The following is a 26,752-nucleotide window of genomic DNA, read 5'->3' as shown; positions in this document are numbered from 1 at the left end:
TTATAATGTCTTAATTTTGTGCAAATTTTCTCCGAACGCCCTTATTTTATGTTAGAAACGTCCGAAAACATTAACGAAACCAAAACCAAGAAGAATCTTTATGATTATCAGCTCGCTGATTTGAACAAGATTTTTGAGGTATTGGAAACGTCTCCAGATAATTTTAATTTGTTGTACCAACTTCCAACGGGAGGAGGGAAGACGGTTATTTTCTCAGAGATTGTTAGACGTTACATAAAAAACCATAATAAGAAAGTGGTCATTTTGACCCATCGGATTGAGTTGTGCAAGCAGACTTCAAAAATGTTGACCAATTTTGATGTTCATAACAAGATCATCAACAGTAAAGTTAAGGAGCTGCCAGACCAAGATCAGTATCAATGTTTCGTAGCGATGGTTGAGACGCTGAACAACCGTCTGAATGATAAGAAACTGCGTTTGGAAGATATCGGCTTGGTGATTATTGATGAAGCACATTACAACTCCTTTAGAAAGCTTTTTAAATTCTTTGAAAACTGTTTTATCCTTGGTGTTACAGCAACGCCATTGAGTTCGAATATCAAATTGCCAATGAAAGATAATTACCAAAAACTGATTGTTGGTGATGACATTTCAACCTTGATAAAAAATGGTTTCTTGGCGAAAGCAGAGTTGTACAATTTTGATGTGGAATTGAACACTTTGAAAATTGGGATTAATGGCGATTACACCGTAAAATCTTCAGAAGCGCTTTATACCAACTCGCATATGTTGAGTAAGCTGATTTTTGCTTACGAAGAAATGTCGAAAGGCAAGAAGACACTGATTTTCAATAACGGAATTCAAACTTCAAAAGAAGTGTGTTATTCGTTCCAACGTGCGGGCTATAACGTGAGACATTTAGATAATACCTGCAGCAAGCAAGAACGTAAGGACATTTTGAAGTGGTTCAAAAATACGCCTGATGGAATTTTGACATCGGTGAGTATTTTAACCACCGGATTTGATGAGCCAAGCGTGGAATCAGTGATATTAAATCGCGCCACTCGATCATTGACACTATATTTCCAAATGATAGGTCGTGGGTCCCGTATTCTTGAAAACAAAAAATCGTTTACTGTTTTAGATTTAGGTAATAATGCAATCCGTTTCGGTCCGTGGGATCAAGCCGTAGATTGGCAACATATCTTTAAATATCCTGATCTTTATCTTGAAAATCTTAGGAATGATGAAGATATTGAACGCGACTTTGTATATGTGATGCCAGACTCCATACGCGCACGTTTCAGCAATACTGAAAATATCGAATTTGACGTTAAGGAAGCTTATGAAAAAGCCATTTTGGATGGTCAGAAATCGATAAGTGCTATTGAAAAATCTATAGAGCAACACTCGAAGATGATTATTGAAAACGTCGATACTATTTTTGATGCCCGCGATATGATCAAATATTTGCAAGATGATATTTCATATCGCATCAAACAATATTCGTATTGTATGATGAACAGCACCAAAAATTATAAAGACTGGCTTATGGAAGAGTATATTAGAAAGTTAAGGCTGAGTTTTAACGGGAAGTTTTAACGTTTTCTTTAAAATTATAGTGAAAATTAATTGTTAGTTTCGCTAATAGGTACAGTTATTGATTAAAGTATCCGAAATAGTTTTCAAACTTATGGCATCCTACAAATACAACCTTTTGGGCATATTCTTTCTCGTTGCGATTTTTCAAGTGAACGCACAAGAATTTCCAATTAGAAGCATTCCAATTCCTGCCGTAGAAAAAAAGGATGAAAAGAAAGAACCGGCCCCTGAACCAGTAAAAATCGAGCCCGTTAAAAAGGAAGAAACCGCTCCTGTTGAATATCCTATCACCATCAATAAAAAGAAAAAGGAATTTTCAATGTTTGATGATTCCAACCTAAAAGATCCGGGAGAAATTTTCGATAAAAAATGGAACAGTCAAGCTGTGGAACAAGGTTTTAAAATGCCAACCATGGAAGATCAGTTCTTGGGGAGTTTTAGAATGACTGGAAACAAAGCCAATATTAGCTGTAGAGACCACGAATATCCTGATGGCGACCGGGTACGTGTTTTTGTAAACGGTGTCGTTTTTATTCCAAATCTGTTACTGACTGGTACTTTCAAGTCTTTTGATGTGCCGTTAGTAGAAGGCATCAATAAAATAGAATTTGTGGCACTCAACCAAGGTGAGTCTGGCCCGAACACTGCCGAATTTCATGTTTTTGATGATAATGGCGTGCTTGTATCTTCCAAAAAATGGAATCTCTTAACTGGCGTGACCGCTAGCGTTATTATTGTAAAAGAAGGAGAGTAATTTTAAAACAACGGAAAGAACGGTTCTTTAGCAATCACGTGACATTTTAACGCCTTCGCTTTATCCTGTATCTCGCTAACGTGTACCACCTGATCTGTATGAATAGTGAACACTAACGGGTAAACGTTCTCCTCGAAAATCACTTTTGTAACGCCTTCAACTTCCAAAATAGCAGCTTCGAGTTTTGATTTTTCTGAGGCATCGTCAACATCTGTCGTGAATTTTTTGCCGTAATTCCCAGGGATTATATTTTCAGTGATGTATGTCATTTTATGTGTGTTTTATTGTAATGCTTCCTATAAATTTAGATAATTAATTACACTTCACCTAACAGAATTTCGCTTTCTATGAGTTTTATATCTTGGAATAACTCCTATGGACACTATAGAATAGATTATCATTTATAATTTGTGAAGCAGATGAAATTACGGATCTAAATAGTCCGTTTTTTAAAACCGACATATAAAATATCCTAAAACACCTTTAAGAAAGCAGACGTTCTCTTAATAAAACAAGAACTCTAAAGGCATTTTTAACGTATTGAGCATCGCTTTTAAAAACAATAACTACGGATAGCTTTCCGGAACTCAATAATCAAAAATTTAAGCTACAACAAGGCTTAGAGGGTTGAAACAAACAACTCAAATGCAAATAATAACCCATGGATAGATGGCTAATTGAAATCAATATCTTATATTTGTAAGGTATCTAGATATTTAGAGACTTAGAACTCTACAATATTTACTTACATTGTAATCACTACATTAATCTTTAGACATTTCAATTTCCCGAAAATTGCCTATCTTCAGTATTGATTGGTATTTCAAGTATAATCCTTAAAACATATTTAAAAAAAAGAATGGCTAAGTCGCAACAGACCTTTAACAAAATTGAAAAAGAAAAAGCACGTGCTAAAAAACGTGAAGATAAAAGAAAGAAAAAAGAAGCCCGTAAAGCTGAAGGAGGAACCGATGGTATCCAATTTGCTTACGTTGATGCTTACGGCAATTTAACAGATACACCACCAAATCCTGCAGACAAGATTAAAGTTGAAGCTGAGGATATTGTCTTAGGTGTGCCTAAAAAAGAAGAAGGCGAAGAAGAAGATCCAATCAGACAAGGAAAAGTGTCTTTCTACGATAGTTCTAAAGGCTTCGGATTTATAATTGACCTAGAAAATAATGAAAAGTATTTCTGTCACGTTAGCGGACTCTTAGATGATATCGCTGAGAATGACAAAGTAACTTTTGAGTTAGAACGCGGAATGAAAGGCATGAATGCCGTAAGAGTTAAGCGCGTTTAATCTACCTATAATTCATCCAATTTTATAACATCACCTGGTGCCATTCTGTTTAAATGAATGGTGCCTATACGTATACGTACCAATCTCAGGGTAGGAAAACCAACCGCAGAAGTCATTTTGCGTACTTGTCTAAATTTCCCTTCGTTTATTGTAATCGACAACCATGAGGTTGGGCCATGACGTGGATCTCTTATTTTTTTTGACCGTTCTGGAAAATCAGGCGGACTCTCCAATTTGAAAACTTTACAGGGTTTTGTATCATATTTGATGCCTTTAAATCCGATATTGACACTGCCTTGCAGTTCTTCAATAGCTGACGATGTGATGTCGCCATCTACTTGAACATAATATTCCTTTTCAACTTGGCGGCTGTTTATTTCATTACTCAAGAATCCATCGGTGGTTAAGAGTAACAGTCCTTCCGAATTTTTATCCAAACGTCCCACAGGCATCACGCCTTCAGGAAAGTCATAGAGTTCTCCCAAAAACTTTTTATTGCGCTCATGCTTGGCGTTACTCATAAATTGGCTCAGATAGCCGAAAGGTTTATGAAGCGCATAATACACATGCTGATTCAATTTAGATGTCTCCATTTAAAATCTTAAATACCAACTCTTTACTCATGGTTTTTCCTTCCGATTTCTTACGTACGTCATCAAACGTAAACCTGAAATCACAACCCGCTTTATAGTCGCTACACCCATAAGCAGAATTGCCTTTTATAACGGTTCCTTTCTTACATTTTGGACATGTTAACGTATCTGGAAGCTCTTTTTTGGCCGATTTTTTCGGTTCTAAAACCAATTGATACTCCTCATTAAAACGGATCAGTCCTTCCAATTCTCCAGACTCAGTTTTAAAACCTTTTAAGTTGACCGTTGAACCTTTTTGAAGTAACCTTAAGTATTGTTTTTCAGAAATCTTTTTATCCTTAAACTTAAAGGGCAAAACAAAACGACATCCATTCTTAAAATCGCTACATCCATAGGCCGATTTCCCTTTAATTAAGTAACCTTGTTTGCATTTAGGGCATTGTTCAGACGTGATGCCTGCTTTCTTTTTTGCTTCTTTCTTGGCAACCGCCTTTTGCTCCACCTTGGTATGCGAAATGTTTGCACGTGTTGATTCACTGCGGACCTCGTACACCAACGCATCGACCATCTTTTTCATGTTGGCGATAAACTGTGCAGCGCTATAAGTGCCTTTTTCAATATCCTTCAACTGTTTTTCCCACATTCCAGTCAGCTCAGCCGATTTCAACAATTCATTCTGAATGGTATCGATCAGTTGAATTCCGATTTGTGTAGGCAACACCTGTTTTTTATTCCGCTCGATGTATTTTCGCTTAAATAAGGTCTCAATAATATTCGCACGGGTTGACGGACGACCAATTCCGTTCTCTTTCATCAATTCGCGCATTTCATCATCATCAACCTGTTTCCCCGCAGTTTCCATAGCACGTAGGAGGGAGGCTTCCGTAAATTGATTAGGTGGTTTGGTCTGTTTTTCTAAAAAGGAAGGCTCGTGAGGTCCTTTTTCCCCTTTCACAAAACTTGGTAATAAGTTTTCTTTTGAACCACTATTACTGCCGTCAGCACTTTCAAAAACCACACGCCAACCTTTGCTCAAAATTTCTTTTCCAGTAGCTTTAAAATTGACATCTGCTGCCTTACCAATCACCGTGGTGTTAGAGACATTACAATCGTCATAAAAAACGGCTATAAATCGCTTAGTGATAATGTCATAAACCTGTTGCTGATTGTATTGCAACTGACTTTCCACACCAGTAGGAATGATGGCATGGTGATCTGTAACTTTCTTATCGTTAAAGACTTTTGGTGATTTTTTAATCTTTTTATCTAAAATTGGCGCGGTTAAATGCGCATATTTTGATAGGTTTTTTAAAATTCCAGGAACTTTAGGATAAATATCAGTTGGAAGAAACGTCGTATCAACTCTTGGATAGGTGACCACTTTCTGTTCATATAATTTTTGAACAATCTTTAGTGTTTCATCAGCTGAAAATCCGAATTTAGTATTGCAATACACCTGTAATCCGGTAAGGTCAAACAATTTTGGTGCGTAATCCTTGCCTTTTTTCTTGGTAATAGAAACAATTTCAAACTCGTGTTCCTTTACTTTATTGGCCAATACTTCACCATCTTCCATTTTGGTGAATCGGCCTTCTTCATAACTAAAAAGAGTGTCACGATACAGTGTTTGCAATTCCCAATAGGGTTGAGGCACAAAATTTTCAATCTCCTTAAAACGATTCACCACCATAGCCAACGTTGGAGTTTGCACACGGCCAACGGACAATACTTGCTTATAACCACCATGTTTTAAGGTGTATAAACGGGTAGCGTTCATCCCTAATAGCCAATCGCCAATGGCTCTGGAAAATCCAGCATAAAAGAGATTGTCATACTGCTCAGAGGGTTTCAAGTTTTCAAAACCTTCTTTAATAGCTTCAGACGTTAATGACGAAATCCACAAACGCTGCACTTTGCCTTTATAATTGGCCTGATCCAGAACCCAACGTTGAATCAATTCTCCTTCTTGGCCAGCATCCCCGCAGTTTATCACGAGTTCTGCATTTTCGAATAATTTCTTTACAATTTTAAATTGCTTCTGAATGCCAGAATTACTCACCACCTTAGTTTTAAACTTCTCAGGCAGCATGGGCAAATTATTCAGATCCCAGCTCTTCCAATGCGGTTTATAATCGTTTGGCTCCATCAAAGTACACAAATGTCCAAACGTATAGGTTACTGCATAACCATTACCTTCATAGTAACCATCATGTTTACTATTGGCTCCTAAAATAGCCGCAATTTCTCGGGCTACACTTGGTTTTTCGGCAATACAGACTTTCAAAATAAGAGTTTAGTTTTTAATGAATGGTTTATGGATTGTAAAGTATTTCAACGCGTTAGATGGCAACATAACATCCAAACCAACTGAAATTCTTGAAACATTGGATGATCATAGCTTCTCCAATTTTCATTTTAAAATTGCGTGTGCAAAGTAAAACTTTTTGAGGACATTTGGCAAGGAATCCAACTAAACCCGCAATGTGTTTGGAGATGAAATGGTTACGGAAATCACCACCAAACGACAAATATTTTTTGGGTTTTAGTTCCCTCTTTCATCCAACATAAAGGCGACCGATTGTCATCAAGCCAAGGTGACACTTCAGCAACAAAATTATGATAAGTCATCCATTCAACGGAATCGTGGGCATCCATAATCCAATCTTGTTTTTGAGGAATGTAAAATTCGGCCGTTCTAAAACGGATAAGTTCATCTTTCTTAAGATAAAACCCGTTTACACATGCAGGATTCAATTGCGAAAAGGCATCATCCGAGAAATCTAAAGGCAAAAATAACTGCGCTTTAAAGAACACGTATTGTTTTATATCATCACTTTTGAGCGACAAACGCTCCAACATGGTTTGTGTTTTGGGATGATAGAGTAGTGGTAACTGCTTTTCTTTAAGTTTGGTCAGTTTTTGTAGCAACGCATCTTTTCTATTCGGACCAATCCAATGTGCTAATTCAGTTTCACCTTCATCAGGATCATACAGGTAAAATTTATAGATAATTTCCAAATGAACAGGTCCAACTTCCGTCAAAAGGAGCGTGTCCAATTCGCCAATGGTGCGTTTGCCATCCTGTATCTGAATATTTTTTGCCAGAATAGTAATCGACGGATCTGTTGCCAATTGATGGAACACAAAATGCTCGATCATTTTCCCTAACCTGAGCCGATTAACAGTTTCATCTGTAAAATGTTGATTGCTTATCGGCTTAAAAATATAAGGTGATAATCCATAAACAGGAGCATCAGTCCATAATAGAGGTGTATTTACATACCCTTCAAAATTCCGTTGTAAATTAGCTTTATCCATAATTATTCGTTGCAAATTACAAATATCTTTTAGACAAATATTGCAATACCCCTCTAATACACTTACCTTTGCAGCTTCTTATTAATCCAAACGCCTAAGCTACATTACGCATGTCTGTAAAAACTCTTTCAGAAAATTTAGAACGTCAAACCGGAAAAGATTTATACCACTATCAGAAGAAAGCTATCGATAAGGTTTTTAAAGCTTTTGATGAAGCACCTGAAGATTATCATTTACTTTACCAATTGCCTACTGGTGGTGGAAAAACGGTTATCTTCTCTGAATTTGTAAGACAGTATTTGAAGAATCACGATAAAAAAGTTGTGATTTTAACCCACCGTATTGAGTTGTTGAAACAAACCTCAAAAATGTTGACAGAATTTAATGTCAGCAACAAGGTGGTAGACAGCAAGGCCAATTTAGATGACCAAGCAGAATATAGCTGTTTTGTGGCTATGGTGGAAACGCTGAACAATAGGCTCCAGGAAGACATGTTAGATATTTCTGATGTTGGATTGGTGATTATTGATGAGGCGCATTACAACTCTTTCACTAAACTGTTCAAATATTTTGAAAAATCGTTTATTCTTGGTGTAACGGCAACCCCGTTAAGTTCAAATAAAGATTTGCCAATGAAGGATAATTACAATGAGCTGATTACGGGAGAAACTATCGAATCGCTTATTGAAAATAAATTCCTTTCACCGGCTGAAACATACCAATATAATGTGGGATTGACGTCTTTGGAAGTCGGATCGAACGGTGATTATACCGTAAAATCTTCAGAAGATCTTTACACCAATACAGACATGCTGAAAAAAGTAGTGTATGCTTACGAGCAGCACTCTTTAGGCAAGAAAACATTGATTTTCAACAACGGAATCAACACGTCTTTACATGTTTATGACACGTTTAAAAGAGCAGGGTATACCATTGCGCATTTAGACAATACCGCTTCTAAAAAAGAACGTAGAGCCATTTTGAAATGGTTTAAGGAAACACCAAATGCCATATTAACATCTGTAAGTATTTTGACCACAGGTTTTGATGAGCCATCTGTAGATACAATTATTCTTAATAGAGCTACCAAATCATTAGCATTGTATTACCAAATGGTAGGTCGTGGATCTCGTATTTATGAAGGTAAAGAGGTATTTAAAATTATCGATTTAGGTAATAATATGCATCGTTTCGGGCCTTGGGGTGCGGATATTGATTGGCAGAAAATCTTCGGATCTCCAAATTACTACTTGGATAGCATTATAAATGATCATGATATTGAGTCCAATTTCAGATATGAAATGCCGGATGCCATCCGTAAGGAATTCGCCAATTCTGAGGAAGTATATTTTGATATGAAACAAGCTTATATTGACTCGGTTAATAAAGGGGATTCCTCAAAGGTTTTGTTAGAGCAATCTATTGCACATCACACAAAAATTTGTGTTGAAAACAGTGAAGATGTTTATGATGCTTTAGCGCTGATGAAATTATTGGAAGACGATATCAATCACAGATTGGAGCGTTACACCCAATGCATCAGTAAAAGTACTTTCAATTTTGTGAAATGGTTGCATGAGGATTATCGTATGAAATTACGTGCTTATATCAGAGAAAACTTCGATACCGTTTTTGAAGAAATCCACGGATATCCACCAGAAGAATAAAAGACTGGCTACTGAATCAATAAGCTTTATCATTTACATCTGTTTACTTTCTCCAATGTACTAATTGGATAGGGTCAATAATTTGTGCTATTCAACCAAATTTCCTGTTTTATTCAGATTAACTTACAATTATCAATCTTGAACTCCAAGATGACTATTGCTAACGGCAATACATTATAATAACAGTTAAAATCAAAAACAGATGAAAATAGGAGTAATAGGAAGCGGAAATATAGGTGGAAACTTAGGAAAACATTGGGCGAAAGCAGGACATGAAGTGCTCTTCAGTTCGCGCCATCCAGAACAGTTAAATGATTTGGTGAGAGATAGCGGCAGCAATGCAAAGGCGGTAAGTGTTGAAAAAGCCTTTGAAGCCAATGCTGACGTGTACTTGTTAGCAGTTCCATTTAAAGCGATAGATGAATTGGCTGAACTTTATGCAGGAGAATATGGGAATCGCGTGATCATTGACGCGACAAACCCTTATCCGGAACGCGATGGTGCTTTGGCACAGGAGGTAAGAGACAGCAATAGAAATGCCTCGGAATATACGGCCATGAAATTTGGTACGGCAAGAACAGGCAAGGCCTTTAATACTATTAAAGCTGACCATTTAAAAACGAAAGCTTGGCGTGATCAGGATCGTGTAGCGGTGCCTTTTGCTGCACAGGATGAAGAAAGCAAGCGCGTTACCCAACAACTCATTGAGGATATTGGATTTGATGCCGTATATGTAGGCGATTTAAGTAAAACGAAAATCATGGATCCAGAACAAAAAATATATGGAAAATCTGTGAATAGAGCAGAACTCGAATCGTTAATGTAAACTCATTATTTGGATAGTATAAATAAGACCTTATCTGTAATTGGATAGGGTCTTTTTAATTCGTGCAAATTTTTTAAAACCACCTCTATTTTTTTGACACGAGTTACACTAATGACACGAATGATGCCGGATAAAAGAGTATAATGGTGAAATGACAATAATGCCCAATGCTTTACAAGACCAAATCTTGAGTCTTTATAAATTATAAATTCTTGTGAATTCGTGTGAATTCGTGTAATTCGTGTCTCTATTTTTTGTTTTGACACGACGAATTACCACAGAGATCCACGGAGAGAATGTCAATTAATTAGTGCAAATTCGTGAAATTCGTGTCTCTATTTCTTTTGACACGAATTACACTAATGACACGAATGATGCCGGAAAAACAGGTATAATATGGAGTAAACACATTAATGCGCGGTGGTTTATAAAAGTAAATCTTGAGAATTTATAGATCAAAAATTCGTGTGAATTCGTGTAATTCGTGTCTCTATTTTTTGTTTTGACACGACGAATTACCACAGAGATACACGGAGAGAATGTCAATTAATTAGTGCTAATTCGTGAAATTCGGGTCTCTCTATTCAAAAAAAATCGTAAATTAATGTCTATGAAAAACTTATTCCTATTTAGCGCACTTTTTCTGATGTTAATGGCTTGTGGTTCATCCAAAGAATTTACAGCACAGGATGATTTAGCATATCAAAATTTAAAGGATTTAGTTGATTCACAATCCCTTGTAATTATTTCCAATAGCGCGTCACCATTTGCATCTGCAGCATTTTCAAGAGTTGCGAATTCAAATATTCTAGGACCAGGAAACAACGCCAATAATATTGACATTACCACAAATGCTAATAAGTTGACTATCAAGGGCGATAGTATTCAGGGCTATTTGCCATATTTTGGAGAACAGAATTTTGGAAGCGGTGGCTATGGTAGCAACAAAACGAGTATTGAATTTGATGATATTCCAAAAGATTATGTAGTAACACATGATGATCAAAAACATGCGGTTGAAATCAGATTAAAGATAGACGACAAATATCGTAACAGCGAACATTACGATATGATGATTACATTATATCCAAATATGAAAAGCATCATCCGAGTACAGTCGACAACAAGGACTTCAATTGAATATACAGGACGTGTAAGTAGATTGGAAGACAAAGGAGAATAGTGGCCGTTCTTTCTGCTATAAAATTCTATTTTACATAATATAAATTATAGAGCAAAATTACATATCAAATGTCACCTGAATAGTCAATCATTAATAATTCTGTCATTATTGGTTCAATACTTCGTCAAACAATTTTTCATCAAACAATTATTTTTAACGATATCATTTAATCAGAACTTATAGAAGATTAACTCGAATATATTTTGGCAAAAAGATCCTGATATCTTTCCTTAATGACCTTGCGTTTCAATTTCATCGTCGGTGTTAAATGCCCAGCTTCAATAGTCCATTCATCCGGTGTGATTTCAAATTTTTTGATTCTTTCCCATTTCCCTAAATTTTGATTGTATAAATCAATATCTTCTTGAATTCTGGCTATAAGAACTTTGTCGTTAGAAATATCCGTGATTTTGTGATTTTCTCGTTTTGCCCAATCGTTAACAAATTCATAGTTTACTTGTAGGAGTGCTGTTGGCATTTTATAACCTTCTCCAATAACCATAATTTGCTCTATAAAAGACGACTGTTTCATAACGTTTTCGATGATGGCTGGCGCAATGTATTTGCCTCCTGAAGTTTTAAACATTTCTTTCTTTCGGTCTGTAATCTTTAAAAACCCATCTTTACAAATTTCGCCTATATCACCTGTATGAAAAAAACCATTTTTTATAGCTTCATATGTTTTTTCTTCATTTTTATAATACCCTTTTAAAATATTTTTCCCTTTAACGAGAATTTCGCCATCTTCTGCAATTTTAAGCTCTAATCCTGGCATAATTTTTCCAACCGCTCCCATTTTTACACCACCTTTTTTATAGCTATTTAAAGAGATCACTCCAGAGGTTTCTGTCATACCATAACCCTCATAAATTGGTAATCCTGCTGCCGTAAACACTTTTATTAAGCGTTCTTGTAAAGGTGCTGAACCAGATATAAAAAATCGTAAATCGCCACCAAATATGGCACGCCATTTACTATAAATTAATTTATCTGCTATCTTGTGTTGTAATCCTCTTTTTTGTCCAATTTCTGTGTTTTCGGCTAGCCTTACTGCCCAGAAAAACAGGCTTTTTTTTACACCAGTTAGCGCATTGCCTTTTGCTATGATCTTATCAAATATTTTTTCTAATAAGCGAGGCACAATAGGTAAAAATGCTGGTTTTACTTCTTGAAAGTTATCAACCAGTTTTTCTAGAGATTCAGCAAAATAGATCTCCATTCCCATGTATTGGTAATAATACGTTACTAGTCGCTCAAAAACATGGCTAATTGGTAAATAGCTAAGCATTGGAAGGTATGGCTCATGGAGATTAATAAGATCCTTACACGTAGTTGCAGTATGTAGTAATTCTTCATGCGCAATCATAACACCTTTAGGAACTCCTGTGGTTCCGGAAGTATAAGCAATAGTTGCAAGGTCTTTTGGTGAAACACTTGCTTTTCTTTCTTCAATTTCTTTGTGATTATCCGATAGTCGCCCTAATGTCATCAGCCCTTGCCAATTGTCTTTGCAAACAGTGTTATCAAAAGAAAAAATTGTAGCTACTGTTGTGTTTTTTTTAACGGATTGTACTCTTTCATATAAATCCTTATTGGAAACAAAACAAAATTTTGAATCAGAATGGTTTAAAATAAATTCATAATCGTTTGTGGACAAGGTTGCATATAAGGGCACATTAATTGCACCAACTTGTAAAATTGCCATGTCTAAAATATGCCATTCTACACAGTTTATTTCTGTTACAATAGCAATTTTATCGCCTACTTTAACACCCAATTCAATCAAAGCATTACTTATAATATCTATTTGATTACAGTAGTCTTGTGTGCTTAAAGACAGCCACTTGCCTCCTACCTTTGTGTTAAAGGCTTTTTCTTGTGGTGTATGTTTTAATTGATATGTTGCTAAATCGAATAAACGTGTTAAGTTTTGTGGCATAATACAGATTGTTAGAGATTAACTGTAGGTTTTATAAGGCGAAGCAAAGGTTTTTATGGTGCTATCTTTTATGGTAGCTTTTTTGAAGACATTTCGTTCTTTTATGTGTTGATGTTCTGTTACTTCTTCTATCTCTAAAACTGGAGACAAACAAGTATCTTGATCGACACTTAAGCTTGTCCATTCATCTCTCGTTTTGGTTTTAAAAAGTGCTTCTAAATCTTTCTTCGGAAAAACACCATTGATTAATTCTAGTTCCGATTTACGCTTCCAATCAGGTTTATCTACCAGGTCACAGAAGCCGTTCCAAAATTTCATTTCTAATGCACCCAAAGCCATCCATTTTCCGTCGGAAGTTTCATATACATTATAGTTTACAAGCATACCACTTAAAATAGGTGTTTGCTTATACGAAGCGCCACCTTGAAGCATACTATGTGCAATAGCATTTAAAGGGATAGTTGCATCCAACAAACTCAAATCTATATACTGTGGTTTATTCTGCAATTTTTGAGCTAACAGTCCAGATGTACAAGCTGAAAGTAACATATAAGAACCACCTGCAATATCCGCAATTTGAAAACCAGGAATTACAGGTTTTCCTTTCTCGTCTCTATTTAAATCTAATAAACCAGCAGTAGCCAAATAATTAAGATCATGACCTGCTTTGGTGTGTAATTCTCCTGTTTGACCATAACCTGTAACTGAAACATAAACAATGTTTGGGTTTATTAATTTTACAGTTTCAAAATCTAATTTGAAACTTTTCATGGCGCCAGGACGAAATTGCTCTATCAACAAATCAGCAGAAGCTATTAAATCCCGAACTTTATTATAACCTTCCTCCGTTTCGTAATCAACTATAAGCTGATCTTTTGAATGATTCATGGCATAAAACATATAAGAACTATCGTCAATTTTAGGTTCGTAAAAACGCGTATAATCTAAACGTTTTGGGCTTTCAATCTTAATTACTTTTGCACCTAACTGACTTAATAAATGCGTGCCTAAAGGCCCTGGCAGTAATCGTGTAAAATCAACAACTGTAAGACCTTCTAATGGTTTTTTTTGTTGCATTAATTTTCTATTTGATGAATAAAATCTATAATTTCTTCTGGCAAAGCTATTTTTTGTTGCTTGTTATAATCAACAATTATAACTTCATGTGTTTTTATTGCCACCAATCGGTTTTGTTGGGTACTAAAAAAATAAGATTTTAAAATAAAGCGATCGTCTTTAATCTCATCAGTCTTTGTACCAATAATAATAGTATCAGGATAAACAACGGGTGAAATATATTTAACAGATTGAAATCCTAAAATAGGGGCATATTTCATTTTCTTAGGTTCTTCATTTAGAAAAAAACCCATTGCTTTAAAATAATCAATTCGAGCTGTTTCTCCCCAACGCACATAACTCACATTATTTACATGTTGAAAAGCATCCATTTCTCCCCATTGCACATTAATAGTAGTTTGCACCTTAAAATCTGCTATAGTTACTTGCCTCATTATTTCTTTTGTTGCTTACGCATGGCTTTCATTTGAGCAAACAACTCTCTAAACAAGCCTCTAGCCACTACTAATTTCATAATTTCATTGGTACCAGCGTAAATACGTGCTACTCTATTATCGGCATATTGTCTTGCAATAGGATATTCCCACATATAACCATAGCCACCGAATAATTGTAGACATTCATCCACCACTTTACTATGCATATCTGTTGCAGAAAATTTTGCCATAGAAGCACTTTCAGCAGAAAGTTTACCTTCAATTAAATCTTCTGTACAACGGTCTATAAAAGCTTGATGAATTTGTAACATTGTTGCAGCCTCAGCTAGTTTAAATTGGGTATTTTGAAAGCCGGCAATGGGTTGCTTAAATGCTGTTCTTACAGAAGTATACTCAATAGTGTCTTCAATTGCACCTTGTGCACCACCGATTGCTGCTATAGCAACTGTTAATCGCTCACGTGCTAACTCTGTCATCATTATTTTGAAACCGTAGCCTTCTTTACCTAGCAAGTTTTCTTTGGGAACTTTTACGTTATCAAAAAACAGCTCGCAAGTATCTTGTGCTTTCATTCCAATTTTTTTGAAAGGAACGCCTTTTTCAAAACCTTCCATTGAACTTTCCATAATTAATAATGAAACGCCCTCCTCAGGTGTACCGGAATTTGTTTTTACAGCCACAATTGACATATCTGACAAATAACCATTAGTAATGAATGTTTTTTGACCATTAACTATATAATGATCTCCTGCGTCTTTGGCTGTTGTACGAAGTGCTTGTAAATCTGAACCACAGTTAGGCTCTGTCATTCCAATAGACGTAATCATCTCACCAGTAGCCATAAGTGGCAAGTATTTCTCTTTTTGAACATCTGTTCCCCATTTTAGGATATACGGTGCTACAATATCTGAATGCAATGAGTAACCAGGGCCACTGATTCCTTTTTTGGCCAATTCTTCCATAAATAAGGCACTAAAACTAAAATCGAGTCCAGAACCTCCATATTGTTCTGGCATATCGATACAAAGCAAACCTAATTCGCCTGCTCTTTTCCAAATTTCACGACTTACCATACCTTTTTCTTCCCATTCTTCCATTTGAGGCGCAAGCTCATTAGCAATAAAATCTTGAATCATGCCTTGCATCATTTTATGCTCTTCTGATGCATATATTTTTCTTTCTAATAATACGTTTTGTAACATCTGTGCTTATTTTTTTTGTTAATACTAACTTAGTTTTTATAAAAAACACGCTTGTTTCCCGCATTTTCTATACGTTCTAAAAGTGAGTCTGGTAATTGAAAACGCTCGCCATATTTTTTAGCTAAACCAGCTGCATAGTTTTTGAATTCTTGTGCACCTATATAATCGATATAAGACATCACACCTCCTGTATGAATTGGGAAACCAAGTCCTAAGATAGAACCAATATCAGCATCTCTAGGCTCACGCAATACACCACTATCTAAACACTTATAAGAATCTATAACCATGGCGAATAGTAATCGCTTGCCAACTTCTTCTTTATCATATTCGGTTTGCTGCTCAAAAATAATTGGCCATTCTTCCCATAAATATTTCTTTCCGCCTTCTGGATATTCGTAAAATCCTTTACCAGATTTTTTACTTACTCTACCATGTTTATTCACAATAGTGTCAATGGTATCTTTTAATTCTTTTTCAAATTCAGTTAAATCAGGACTTTCGTTCATGATATCTAACATCAATTTTAGAGTGACTTCATCTGAAATAGCTAAAGGACCAACTGGCATACCAATTTTCTTGGCTACATTTTCTATCACTGCTGGTGGAATTCCTTCTGCTAACATCTTAATACCTTCGTTTACAAATTTTCCGAATACACGAGAGGTAAAGAATCCACGTCCGTCATTAACAACAATAGGTACTTTTTTAATTTTTGTGACATAGTCAATAGCAGCCGCAACCGTTTCATCGGATGTTTTTTTTCCTACGATAACTTCTACTAAAGGCATTTTATCAACTGGTGAGAAAAAATGTAAACCAATAAATTTTTCTGGTTTTTTTGATGCTTTTGCCAATGCTGTAATAGGCAATGTAGAGGTATTGCTTGCGTAAATTACTGCATCTGCAATCAGTGCTTCGGTTTCTTGAGTTACCTTATATTTAAGGTCTAAATTTTCAAAAACGGCTTCAATAATTAAATCACAATCCTTTAAATCTTCAACTGAAGCTGTAGGTTGAATTTTATCTAATAATAGCTTCGATTTGTCTTCGGTGCTTCTTCCTTTTGCAATCCTATCGTGTTCTATTTTTGAAGAATAGCTTTTTCCTTTTTCGGCACCTTCCATAGAAACATCTTTAAGAACGACATCTAATCCAGCTTTTGCAGAAACATAGGCAATGCCTGCCCCCATCATTCCAGCACCTATGACACCAACCTTTTTATAGGTCGTATTTTCAAAACCTTTCGGTTTGGCTTTTCCTTTGGCTGCATCACCTATAAAAATAAAAGCAGCTCTAATAATATTTTTCGTTTCTTTAGTGAATAAAGTGTCTACAAAATAACGTGTTTCAACTTCTAAAGCTTTATCGATTCCTGTAGAACTTCCATGATAAATTGCGCTTAACACATTTTTAATATGTGGCATATTACCATGAGTAGTTTTATATGCCATAGCATTGGATACCGAATAAAACTCCGTAAAACCAGATACTTGACCTATTCCATTTGGTGTTCCAGGCACTACAAAGCGCTTATAGTCCCAAGGTTGTTGCACTTCTGGATTTTGCAATATCCAATCTTTAGCTAAAGCGTTAATATCGTCTTCAGGACTGCATATTTGATTAACTAAGGTGTCTTTTAAGGCTTGCTCTGCTGTTAGTTTACGGGATTGTGTAATATATTCAATCGTTTTTCTGGGACCTAATAGTCTTAAAAAACGCTGTGTACCACCTGCTCCAGGAAATAAACCTACAGAACATTCTACCAATCCTATTCTATTTGCTGGATGATTAAGCATAATACGATGATTACAGGCCAAGGCAATCTCTAAACCACCACCTAAAGCCAATCCGCTTATTGCAGCAACAATGGGTTTAGACGATAATTCCATTTGCCGCATGTTTTGATGCGTTTTTGCTAGCATATCATAGCAATCTTGTTTAGTACCGTCAAAGTTTAAAAACCATTTTAGATCACCTCCAGCAATAAAATCTCTTTTGGCTGAATTGATAACAATACCTTTTACAGTAGCGTCATTAATGGCTTTATCGGTTGTTGCAAAAAACTCTGAGATGGTTTCTGCATTCATAATATTCACTGGCGAGTTTGCCACGTCCCAAGTAATAAAAGCAATCCCGTCTGTATCTATTGTATATTTTATATGTTGCATTTTCTTTTCATTTTTAGCGATTAAACACGTTCTATTATAGTTGCTATTCCCATTCCTCCACCAACACATAGTGTTGCTAAAGCAGTGCTTTTATCTTGCTGCTCTAATTCATCTAAAGCAGTACCAAGAATCATACACCCTGTTGCTCCTAAAGGATGTCCCATAGCGATTGCTCCTCCATTTACATTCACAATAGAGTGGTCAATTTTCATGTTTTCCATCAATCGCATTGGTACAACAGCAAAGGCTTCATTTACTTCCCATAAATCGATGTCTGAAGCTGTCATCCCTGCTTTTTTCAATGCTTTTTTTGTTGCTGGTGTTGGACCTTCCAACATAATTAAGGGTTCTGAACCTATGATACTTCCCATTTTAATTATTGCTCTTGGTGTGAGTCCTAATTTTTCTCCAATTTCTTTAGAGCCAATTAGCATCAAAGCCGCACCATCTACAAGTCCAGAAGAATTACCAGCATGGTGTACATGCTTAATCCGTTCTATCTCAATATATGTATCTAAAGCCGTTTGGTTGAATAGCATCTCGCCCATTTTCTCAAACGACGGATTTAATTTGCCTAATGCTTCTAAGGTGGTGTTGGCACGAATATATTCGTCAATTGCTAAAATTTCCATACCATTTACATCAGTAACAGGGATTATGGATTTTTTGAATGCATTTTTAGCCCAAGCAGCATTGGCTCTATTTTGAGATGCGACTGCAAAACTATCCACATCGTTACGTGAGTAACCATATTTTGTAGCGATTAAATCGGCCGAAATTCCTTGTGGTACAAACTTTCCGAAAGCAGCATCAGGTTCCATTACCCAGGCAGAACCGTCAATTCCCATAGGCACTCGCGACATAGATTCTACGCCTCCAGCAATAATTAAATCTGACCAACCTGATCTTACTCGAGCAGCTGCTTGATTTACTGCTTCTAAGCCAGAAGCACAATAACGGTTTAAAGAAACTGCTGCTAAATGATCGCCATAATCGGCTACCTGTGCAGCAACTTTTGCAATATTCCCACCTTGCTCTCCTGCTTGAGTAACGCAACCCAGGACTAAATCTTCAACATAGGAGGTATTTAAATTGTTTCGTTCTTTCAGTGCTGACAGCAACGTGGTTACTAATTGAACTGGGCTTACTTGAGATAAACTTCCTGTTTTTTTTCCGATTCCTCTAGGTGTTCTTACAGAATCATAAATATATGCATCCATTCCTTTTAATTTTTTAAAGTTGCTAGTGATACCATATAGTATAAAAAATATGTGACCACATGGTTACAAACTTAGACTAAAGAATTATATTTGTCAAAAAAAAGACTTTATTTTTATTAACATACTATTAAATCACCTTTACTGTTGCCGATTTAATCATAGAAATCAGTAAAAGATAACGAATATGACATATTTAGAAGCCAATTATAATTTTGATTATTCGTCAGCGACTATTCAAAAACTGATTGAAAAAATAAGTGATGGCAACACAGAAGACACACCATTAGAATTTGCATTAAAAGCCTATTATTATATTAGAGATGCATGGCATTACAATCCGTACCGCTTTAGTTTAATAGAAACCGATTGGATAGCGTCTGAAATTTGTACACATAACAGTGGACATTGTTTGGATAAAGCCATTTTATTAATCTCTGTTTTACGTGCTAAAAACATTCCAGCCCGATTAGGATTAGCCAAAGTCAAAAATCATATTGCGGTTGATGAAATTGTTGCAAAATTTGGTAACGATGTGCTTGTGCCACATGGTTATGTTGAAATGTACCTAGATGGCAAATGGGTAAAAGCCACGCCAGCTTTTAATAAAACGTTATGTGAAAAATTGAACGTTGAACCCTTAGATTTTGATGGGAAAAATGATTCGTTGTTTCAATATTATGATAATTCGGGCACGACAGAATTTATGGAGTATTTAGAAGATTATGGTACATTTGACCACGTGCCATTACCCTATATGCTCGATTTAATGAAGGAAACCTATCCGTTATTACGAGAAAAAAATATTGAATTGGGAATGGTGCTAAACCTTAATGAATTGTAATGAAGAAAGACAGAGCTGCAACAAAAGAAAAAATTTATGAAAGTTTTTTAAGCCTATTAGAGGAAAAAGGACCTCAAGCCGTAGGCATTAATGCTATTGCTAAAAAAGCTGGTGTTTCTAAGGAACTTATTTACCGCTATTACGGCGGATTAGAAGGTCTGCTCCTGCATTTGGCTAAAAAAGGTGATTTTTTTAAATCTATGCTATCCTTGCAAGACAGAGAGATAAATTCCACGGAAGATCTAAAAGATTTTGCTAAAGCTGGAACACAAGAACTACGTAAAAATAAACTCACGCAAGAAATTCTGCGCTGGCAATTACTCGAAAACAATGAAGCTACTCGCGATTTGTTTAAGTATAGCAATAAAGAAATGGCTAAAATGTTTGCTATTTCAGATAAGGACACCTCCTTAAATCATGCCTTTCAACTCATGATAGGCGGCTACATTTACTTTACATTGTTGTCTAAATTCAATAAAAAGTTTATCACAACAGATTTATCTTCTCAAGAGTCTTGGGACAAATTTGATAAAGCGATTGAAAAGACGATTGATTTATTTAATAAGTAAAGGCTGAGCTATCTTGTGATATACACTTCAGCAAAGTCTAATAACTTCATTCCGATAGCGTTGCTACATGCTAATTATCTAACCTAAAACTTTATTAAAATTCTTCAGTTTTAAAAATAAAAACCACTATTTTTGCCCACTTAATTATCAAGAATCTCAAAGAGAGATAGCAACCTGCATTAACGAGCAAGGTGCTAAATAGATAAGCCAAATACTTTGGAACAAACGTTATCCCATGTCCTCATTATTTGCTATCCTCCTCCCGTTGCAATTCTGTAAAGACAGACTCATGACCAGTACAGTGACCCCCAGTTTTAAAGCTTTAATCCCATTTTTTGTATTTATCATCACCTTTTTAAGTGTTGGCATCATCCAAGATGATTTTTATGCCCTCCCCGCGCCTATTGCCGTCATTGCCGGAATTTTCGTGGCGTTTTTACTGTTTAGACAATCCGTAGCAGTTAAGATCAAGACACTTTTAGAAGGTTGTGGCGATCCTAAGATCCTCACGATGTGTTTGATTTACCTCCTGGCGGGAGCTTTCGCCGCGGTCACCAAAGCCACCGGAAGTGTAGATACTATTGTGCATCTGGGTATGGACCTGATCAGTAGCCAGTATATTTATTTTGGGGTGTTTGTGATTGCCGCATTTTTATCTGTGTCTACCGGAACGTCCGTGGGCGCCATCGTCGCTTTGGCACCTATCGTCATTGGCTTTGCGGATACGGGCGACTTCTCATTGGGTATCCTTTCTGGCGCCTTATTGGGCGGGGCTATGTTTGGCGATAACTTATCAGTCATTTCCGATACCACTATTGCGGCCACCCAATCTTTAGGCGTCAAAATGAGCGACAAATTTAAAGCCAATATCAAAATTGCTATCCCCGCAGCCGTGGCGACCATCGGTATTCTTATCTACCAAGGCATACATTTAGAGACCAATACTTCTGAATCTGCAAACTATACTTATTCACTTTTAAAAATTGTACCTTATTTAATCGTGATTGGCTTGTCGGTTATCGGGGTGAATGTATTTGTCACTTTGGTATTAGGCGTACTTACGGCAGGTATTTTAGGTCTATTTTATGGGGATTTCTCAATCATCGAATTCACGCGTATCGCCTATACAGGTTTTACCGATATGACAGAAATATTTTTACTCTCCTTACTAACGGGTGGTTTGGCAGCGCTGGTAGCCTTTAATGGTGGCATCGAGTTTATTCTAGTGAAAATAAAAACCTTGATACGAAATCAAAAATCTGCACAATTCGGAATTGCCGCATTAGTATCGAGCGTCAATCTCGCCATTGCCAATAATACAGTTGCTATTATAATTTCGGGCTCTATTGCAAAATCTATCAATGACGAGTATGGCTTAGATAACAAGCAAACGGCCTCTACTTTGGATATTTTCGCTTGTATTACACAAGGAATCTTGCCTTATGGCGCACAAGTATTGATGATTTTAAGTTTCGCCAAGGGTTCTATTACCTATGTCGATTTGATTTCTAATACATGGTATTTACTATTGCTTTTGATTTCAACAATATTATTTATTGTCCTCAAGAGAAACCATAAAATATTGTAATTATCTTGAATACAATAGCTTAACTAAGCTAATCTACCGCTAATCTCATCACCTTAATTTGCATACAAACACAAAACCGTGTTAAAAAAAGAATGAACATTCATTTTATTGTATCTTTGTACCATAATTAAATTAAACATGGCAACACTTCAAAAAAGTATAGACAAACGTAACGCACTAATCAAGGCCACCATTGAGTTGGTGAATAACAATGGTTTTCACGCTACACCAATGAGTAAGATTGCGAAAATGGCCAACGTCTCTCCTGCTACCATTTATTTGTATTTTGAAAATAAGCAAGACTTAGTCAATAAAACCTATATCGACGTTAAAGCACAATACACGCGATTTGCATTCGACACATATTCTGAGGATATGAGTGTTGAAAAGGGTTTTGAGGTGATCTGGAAACGCATAGCCGATTTCAAACTCAACGAGTCTGAAAACGCTATGTTTCTTGCACAATGCGATAACACCCCAATTATAGACGAACCGAGTTTACAGGAAGGGATTAAACATTTACAACCCCTACTCGACCTTTGGGAACGCGGTAAAAAGGAAGGGCTGATAAAAAATATGTCCAACTATTTATTGTATGCGTATGCCATCAATCCGCTGTCGTTTTTAATGATGGCCCAAAAACGTGGCGCATTTCAATTGGATGCATCACAACTTGAAGATGCCTACCAATCGGCTTGGAGCAGTATTAAGAATTGAGTATTAAGATTTAAGTATAAAGTATAAAGATTCACGATCTGGTGTATTGCAAATAGGCAATGTGTAACAGAATTAAACTTTTAAAAGAAGCTTTTATTAGAGCTGAAATTATTAACAAATAGTACGATAATATAGATATGGAATTATTGGATAAATTAAACTGGCGCTATGCGGCCAAAGCAATGAACGGCAAAAGTGTCCCTGAAGATAAAATTGAACGCATTTTAGAAGCGGCACGTTTAGCCCCAACCTCAAGTGGGTTACAGCCTTTTGAAATTTTGGTCATAAAAAATCAGGATATTAAAGAGCAAATCAGTCCGGTGGCTTGGAACCAATCGGTGATTACCGACTGTTCACACCTTCTTGTTTTTGCGGCTTGGGATACTTATACTGAAGATCGCATCAATTATATGTTCGATTTGACCAATGAAATTCGTGGGTTTAAAAATGAAGGTTGGGAAAATTACCGTCAGATGTTACTCGGTTCCTATCCTCAAAAAGATTCCGAAGAAAATTATCACCATGCTGCAAAGCAAGCCTATATCGCATTCTCTCAAGCCATATCAGCGGCTGCTTTTGAAGGTGTAGACGCCACACCTTTGGAAGGTTTTGATCCAGATGCCGTGGATGCCATTTTAGGCCTTCGCGAAAAAGGTTTACGTAGTGCAGTGTTATTACCATTAGGCTATAGAAAAGAAGAGGAAGATTGGTTGGTAAATTTGGTAAAGGTGAGAAAACCTATGTCCGATTTAGTAACTGTAATTCAGTAAAAAAAAACATTATGACAAAGACAATCCTATTAAAAAACAGACCAAAAGGAACTCCGACACTTGCAGATTTCGAATTTGTGACTGAAGATGCACAGCTAACTGTTGCTGATGGCGAGTTACTTTTAGAAACAGTGTATGTTTCTGTAGATCCTTATCTAAGAGGCCGCATGAGCGATGCCAAATCCTATGTGCCTCCTTTTGAACTCAATAAACCGATCCATTCTGGCGTCATTGCCAAAGTCATCGATTCTAAAAATAATAATTTTAAGGAAGGCGATTATGTTTCGGGAATGCTCGATTGGAAAACCCAACAGATTTCAACTGGTGAAGGGCTTCTAAAAGTCGATCCGTCGAAAGCATCATTAAGTGCCTACTTAGGAATTTTAGGAATGACCGGCTTGACCGCTTATTTAGGTTTAACTCAAATAGGCAAACCTGTTGCAAAAGAAACACTTGTAGTTTCTGGCGCTGCTGGAGCCGTTGGATCTGTAGTAGGACAAATTGGAAAATCCTTGGACTACGAGTGATTGGAATTGCAGGTACGGACGAAAAGCTTGAGATGCTAAAATCGAAATTTGGTTTTGACGCAGGCATCAATTACAATACCACGGAAAATATGGTAGCAGCGATCAAAGAAGCCGCACCAAACGGGGTTGATATTTATTTTGATAACGTTGGCGGATCCATTTCAGATGCTGTGTTATTTAGCATCAACAAATTTGCAAGAATGGTCATCTGTGGCGCCATCTCAGCGTATAACAACACCGAATTGCCAAAGGGCTTAAGCGTGCAGCCATTTTTAGTCAAAAATAGTGCGCTCATGCAAGGGTTTATCGTATCAAACTACGCTGAAAAATTCCCAGAAGCCATGAAACAACTATCGGAATGGTTGGCTGAAGACAAACTCACCTACACTGAAACTGTTGTAGAAGGTTTTGACAATATCCCAACGGCTTTTATCGACTTATTTGAAGGTAAAAACACTGGGAAAATGATTGTCAAAATATAGTTAACTAAAAAAATAAAACACAAAACGATGAACAATTTTGAATTTAAAAACCCGACCAAAATTATTTTTGGAAAGGACACCATAGCAAAACTAGAAAATGAAATCCCTCAAAACGCCAAAGTATTATTACTTTATGGTGGTGGAAGTATTAAGAAAAACGGGATTTATGATCAAGTGAAATCTGCCTTAAAAAACAGCAATATTATTGAGTTTGGAGGTATTCCTGCCAATCCAGAATATGCTGTATTAATGGAAGCCTTAAAGATTATCAAAGATGAAAAAATCACATATTTACTTGCTGTAGGTGGCGGATCAGTGATTGATGGTACCAAGTTTTTATCGGCTGCTGCCCTATTTAATGGAGATACGCCTTGGGATATTTTAACCCAAAATATTAAAACTGAAAAAGGAATGCCATTTGGAACGGTCTTAACGTTACCTGCAACAGGCTCTGAAATGAATTCGGGCGCTGTAATTACCAGAGCAGAAACCCAAGAAAAACTCGCCATGGGAGGTCCTGGATTATTCCCTGAGTTTTCTATTTTAGATCCGCAAGTTATCAGTTCAATTCCTCAACGTCAATTGGCTAACGGATTAACAGATGCTTTTACACATGTATTGGAACAATATATGACCTATCCTAACGGTGCTCTTTTACAAGATCGTTTTGCGGAAAGCGTTTTACAAACCATTATTGAAGTGGCTCCAAAAGTATTAAAGGATCCTACAGATTATAAAGCTGCTGCAGACTTTATGTGGAGTTGTACCATGGCTTTAAACGGATTGCTACAAAAAGGAGTTCCTACAGATTGGGCAGTACATGCTATGGGCCATGAATTAACGGCACTATTCGGAATTGACCATGCCCGAACTTTAGCAGTCATTGCTCCAAGCCATTACAAGTATAATTTTGAAGCTAAGAAAGAAAAATTGGCACAATATGGTGAACGTGTTTGGAATATCACTGAAGGAAGTACCGATGATAAAGCTTATGCAGCTATTGAACGTACGGTGGCATTTTTCCACGAATTGGGAATAGACACGAAACTATCTGATTATACTAAAGATTACGAAGGTACCGCCGAAACCATTTCGAAACGTTTTACAGAACGTGGATGGTTAGGATTAGGAGAACACCAAACCCTGTCGCCAGACAAGGTAGAGAAGATTGTTAAAATGGCTTACTAATTTAAGATATGAAGTTATTACAATCGTTAGCAGTGATTTTGACTATCGTTACGGCGTCAAGTTGTAAGGATAGTACAAACGAAGGAACTTCTGAAATCGTTTCAGAAGCACAAACAGACATTAAAAAAGACAAAAAGATGAACATTTTATTTGTATTAACATCTCACGATCAATTAGGAGATACAGGAAAGAAAACAGGTTTTTGGGTTGAAGAATTTGCAAACCCATATTACACTTTATTAGACAAAGGTGCCAACATTACTCTTGCCACGCCAAAAGGCGGTGCTGCACCAATTGACCCAAGTAGTGATGCTCCAGATGCAGCTACTGAAGCCACAAAACGTTTTGATAAGGATGAAGAAGCGCAAAAATTAATTGCAAACACCAAAGTATTGGCGGACATGAATCCCGACGATTTTGACGCGGTATTTTATCCAGGTGGTCACGGTCCATTATGGGATTTAGCAAATGATAAAACATCTGTAGCTCTAATTGAAAAATTCAACAGTCAGAAGAAACCTATTGCTTTTGTATGTCATGCACCTGCGGCATTAAAAGACGTTAAAGATGCTGAAGGCAATCCATTAGTCAAAGGCAAAAAAGTAACTGGTTTTACAAATACTGAAGAAGCTGCAGTTCAATTAACTGATATCGTGCCATTTTTAGTGGAAGATATGCTGACTAAAAACGGTGGTATTTACTCGAAAAAAGATGACTGGGCAGCTTATGCCATTCAAGATGGGAATTTGATTACAGGTCAAAATCCAGCGTCTTCTGAATTGGTAGCAGAAAAGTTATTGGAAAGTTTGAAATAGAA

23 protein-coding genes, 1 pseudogene and 1 riboswitch are annotated in these 26,752 nt (G+C 36.5%); of the genes and pseudogenes, 14 read left to right on the top strand and 10 right to left on the bottom strand.

Translation table 11 applies throughout. The annotated features are described in order from the left end of the window. The first annotated feature begins 48 nt into the window (after positions 1 to 48). Both Q0947_RS03020 and Q0947_RS03015 read left to right on the top strand, forming a co-directional pair. Positions 49 to 1,563 (top strand): DEAD/DEAH box helicase family protein, encoded by a 1,515-nt coding sequence (locus Q0947_RS03020; RefSeq protein ID WP_299391206.1) that lies wholly within the window; start codon positions 49 to 51, stop codon positions 1,561 to 1,563. A 91-nt stretch (positions 1,564 to 1,654) separates the two neighbouring features. After that, entirely contained in the window at positions 1,655 to 2,317 is a 663-nt protein-coding gene (locus tag Q0947_RS03015) for a hypothetical protein (protein WP_299391204.1), read from the top strand. Between the two features lie 2 nt (positions 2,318 to 2,319). On the opposite strand, the gene Q0947_RS03010 is transcribed toward Q0947_RS03015, so the two are convergent. Beyond that, the gene (locus Q0947_RS03010) at positions 2,320 to 2,586 is read right to left on the bottom strand and encodes a heavy-metal-associated domain-containing protein (protein ID WP_299391203.1); all 267 of its coding nucleotides are present in this window, start codon (positions 2,584 to 2,586) and stop codon (positions 2,320 to 2,322) included. 590 nt (positions 2,587 to 3,176) lie between these two features. Between Q0947_RS03010 and Q0947_RS03005 the strand changes: the two genes are divergently transcribed. After that, a complete protein-coding gene (locus tag Q0947_RS03005) occupies positions 3,177 to 3,620 on the top strand; it encodes a cold-shock protein (RefSeq protein ID WP_246923268.1) in 444 nt (147 codons plus the stop codon). A gap of 5 nt (positions 3,621 to 3,625) precedes the next feature. Here the strand turns inward: Q0947_RS03005 and Q0947_RS03000 are convergent, their stop codons facing one another. The 3 genes from Q0947_RS03000 to Q0947_RS02990 form a co-directional block, all read right to left on the bottom strand. Next, positions 3,626 to 4,213 carry a pseudouridine synthase gene (locus Q0947_RS03000; RefSeq protein ID WP_299391167.1) on the bottom strand — a complete coding sequence of 196 codons (588 nt, stop codon included), beginning with the start codon at positions 4,211 to 4,213 and terminating at the stop codon, positions 3,626 to 3,628. Further along, a complete protein-coding gene (locus Q0947_RS02995) occupies positions 4,200 to 6,497 on the bottom strand; it encodes a type IA DNA topoisomerase (RefSeq protein ID WP_299391164.1) in 2,298 nt (765 codons plus the stop codon). The genes Q0947_RS03000 and Q0947_RS02995 overlap by 14 nt, the downstream gene beginning before the upstream one ends. 227 nt (positions 6,498 to 6,724) lie before the next feature. Continuing rightward, complete coding sequence (locus Q0947_RS02990) at positions 6,725 to 7,531, bottom strand: DUF1853 family protein (protein WP_299391162.1); 807 nt, start codon at positions 7,529 to 7,531, stop codon at positions 6,725 to 6,727. A gap of 110 nt (positions 7,532 to 7,641) precedes the next feature. On the opposite strand from Q0947_RS02990, the gene Q0947_RS02985 reads away from it, so the two are divergent. The 3 genes from Q0947_RS02985 (at position 7,642) to Q0947_RS02975 (ending at position 11,207) form a co-directional block, all read left to right on the top strand. Continuing rightward, positions 7,642 to 9,198: a DEAD/DEAH box helicase gene (locus tag Q0947_RS02985; RefSeq protein WP_299391159.1), complete on the top strand. Its 1,557-nt coding sequence runs from the start codon at positions 7,642 to 7,644 to the stop codon at positions 9,196 to 9,198. 202 nt (positions 9,199 to 9,400) lie between these two features. Beyond that, entirely contained in the window at positions 9,401 to 10,024 is a 624-nt protein-coding gene (locus Q0947_RS02980; RefSeq protein ID WP_299391157.1) for an NAD(P)-binding domain-containing protein, read from the top strand. Positions 10,025 to 10,634: 610 nt separating this feature from the next. Continuing rightward, positions 10,635 to 11,207, top strand: a complete 573-nt coding sequence (locus tag Q0947_RS02975; protein ID WP_299391154.1) for a DUF4251 domain-containing protein — start codon at positions 10,635 to 10,637, stop codon at positions 11,205 to 11,207. A gap of 187 nt (positions 11,208 to 11,394) precedes the next feature. On the opposite strand, the gene Q0947_RS02970 is transcribed toward Q0947_RS02975, so the two are convergent. The 6 genes from Q0947_RS02970 to Q0947_RS02945 are packed head-to-tail and all read right to left on the bottom strand — an operon-like array spanning position 11,395 to position 19,253. Next, positions 11,395 to 13,146 (bottom strand): long-chain fatty acid--CoA ligase, encoded by a 1,752-nt coding sequence (locus Q0947_RS02970; protein ID WP_299391152.1) that lies wholly within the window; start codon positions 13,144 to 13,146, stop codon positions 11,395 to 11,397. Positions 13,147 to 13,164: 18 nt separating this feature from the next. After that, a complete protein-coding gene (locus tag Q0947_RS02965) occupies positions 13,165 to 14,223 on the bottom strand; it encodes a CaiB/BaiF CoA-transferase family protein (protein ID WP_299391149.1) in 1,059 nt (352 codons plus the stop codon). Continuing rightward, positions 14,223 to 14,657, bottom strand: a complete 435-nt coding sequence (locus tag Q0947_RS02960) for a thioesterase family protein (protein ID WP_299391147.1) — start codon at positions 14,655 to 14,657, stop codon at positions 14,223 to 14,225. Before Q0947_RS02960 ends, Q0947_RS02965 begins: the two co-directional genes overlap by 1 nt. After that, the gene (locus Q0947_RS02955; RefSeq protein ID WP_299391144.1) at positions 14,657 to 15,862 is read right to left on the bottom strand and encodes an acyl-CoA dehydrogenase family protein; all 1,206 of its coding nucleotides are present in this window, start codon (positions 15,860 to 15,862) and stop codon (positions 14,657 to 14,659) included. Before Q0947_RS02955 ends, Q0947_RS02960 begins: the two co-directional genes overlap by 1 nt. 29 nt (positions 15,863 to 15,891) lie before the next feature. Continuing rightward, positions 15,892 to 18,033: a 3-hydroxyacyl-CoA dehydrogenase NAD-binding domain-containing protein gene (locus tag Q0947_RS02950; protein ID WP_299391142.1), complete on the bottom strand. Its 2,142-nt coding sequence runs from the start codon at positions 18,031 to 18,033 to the stop codon at positions 15,892 to 15,894. A 20-nt stretch (positions 18,034 to 18,053) separates the two neighbouring features. Next, a complete protein-coding gene (locus Q0947_RS02945; protein WP_299391140.1) occupies positions 18,054 to 19,253 on the bottom strand; it encodes an acetyl-CoA C-acetyltransferase in 1,200 nt (399 codons plus the stop codon). Between the two features lie 184 nt (positions 19,254 to 19,437). On the opposite strand from Q0947_RS02945, the gene Q0947_RS02940 reads away from it, so the two are divergent. The 8 genes and pseudogenes from Q0947_RS02940 to Q0947_RS02905 all read left to right on the top strand — a co-directional run bounded on the left by Q0947_RS02940 (position 19,438) and on the right by Q0947_RS02905 (position 26,750). After that, positions 19,438 to 20,094, top strand: a complete 657-nt coding sequence (locus Q0947_RS02940; protein ID WP_299391137.1) for a transglutaminase family protein — start codon at positions 19,438 to 19,440, stop codon at positions 20,092 to 20,094. After that, a complete protein-coding gene (locus tag Q0947_RS02935) occupies positions 20,094 to 20,663 on the top strand; it encodes a TetR/AcrR family transcriptional regulator (RefSeq protein ID WP_299391135.1) in 570 nt (189 codons plus the stop codon). Before Q0947_RS02940 ends, Q0947_RS02935 begins: the two co-directional genes overlap by 1 nt. A gap of 139 nt (positions 20,664 to 20,802) precedes the next feature. Further along, positions 20,803 to 20,899, top strand: a riboswitch (SAM-I-IV-variant riboswitch). Positions 20,900 to 20,952: 53 nt separating this feature from the next. Continuing rightward, on the top strand, positions 20,953 to 22,251 hold the full coding sequence (locus Q0947_RS02930; protein WP_299392773.1) for a Na+/H+ antiporter NhaC family protein: 1,299 nt from the start codon (positions 20,953 to 20,955) through the stop codon (positions 22,249 to 22,251). Positions 22,252 to 22,389: 138 nt separating this feature from the next. Next, on the top strand, positions 22,390 to 22,968 hold the full coding sequence (locus tag Q0947_RS02925; protein ID WP_299391132.1) for a TetR/AcrR family transcriptional regulator: 579 nt from the start codon (positions 22,390 to 22,392) through the stop codon (positions 22,966 to 22,968). Positions 22,969 to 23,105: 137 nt separating this feature from the next. Continuing rightward, positions 23,106 to 23,738, top strand: coding sequence for an NAD(P)H-dependent oxidoreductase (locus tag Q0947_RS02920; protein ID WP_299391130.1), 633 nt, complete (start codon positions 23,106 to 23,108; stop codon positions 23,736 to 23,738). Between the two features lie 11 nt (positions 23,739 to 23,749). After that, positions 23,750 to 24,747 (top strand): annotated as a pseudogene (locus Q0947_RS02915) (NADP-dependent oxidoreductase). Positions 24,748 to 24,774: 27 nt separating this feature from the next. Then, complete coding sequence (locus Q0947_RS02910) at positions 24,775 to 25,935, top strand: iron-containing alcohol dehydrogenase (RefSeq protein WP_299391128.1); 1,161 nt, start codon at positions 24,775 to 24,777, stop codon at positions 25,933 to 25,935. Positions 25,936 to 25,943: 8 nt separating this feature from the next. Then, complete coding sequence (locus Q0947_RS02905) at positions 25,944 to 26,750, top strand: type 1 glutamine amidotransferase domain-containing protein (RefSeq protein WP_299391126.1); 807 nt, start codon at positions 25,944 to 25,946, stop codon at positions 26,748 to 26,750. The last annotated feature ends 2 nt before the right edge of the window (positions 26,751 to 26,752 follow it).

The sequence above is a fragment of the uncultured Gelidibacter sp. genome (assembly GCF_947500795.1).
GTDB lineage: Bacteria > Bacteroidota > Bacteroidia > Flavobacteriales > Flavobacteriaceae > Gelidibacter.
The sequence above is the reverse complement of the archived record's forward strand: the minus strand, read 5'-3'. Positions and strand labels throughout refer to the sequence as shown.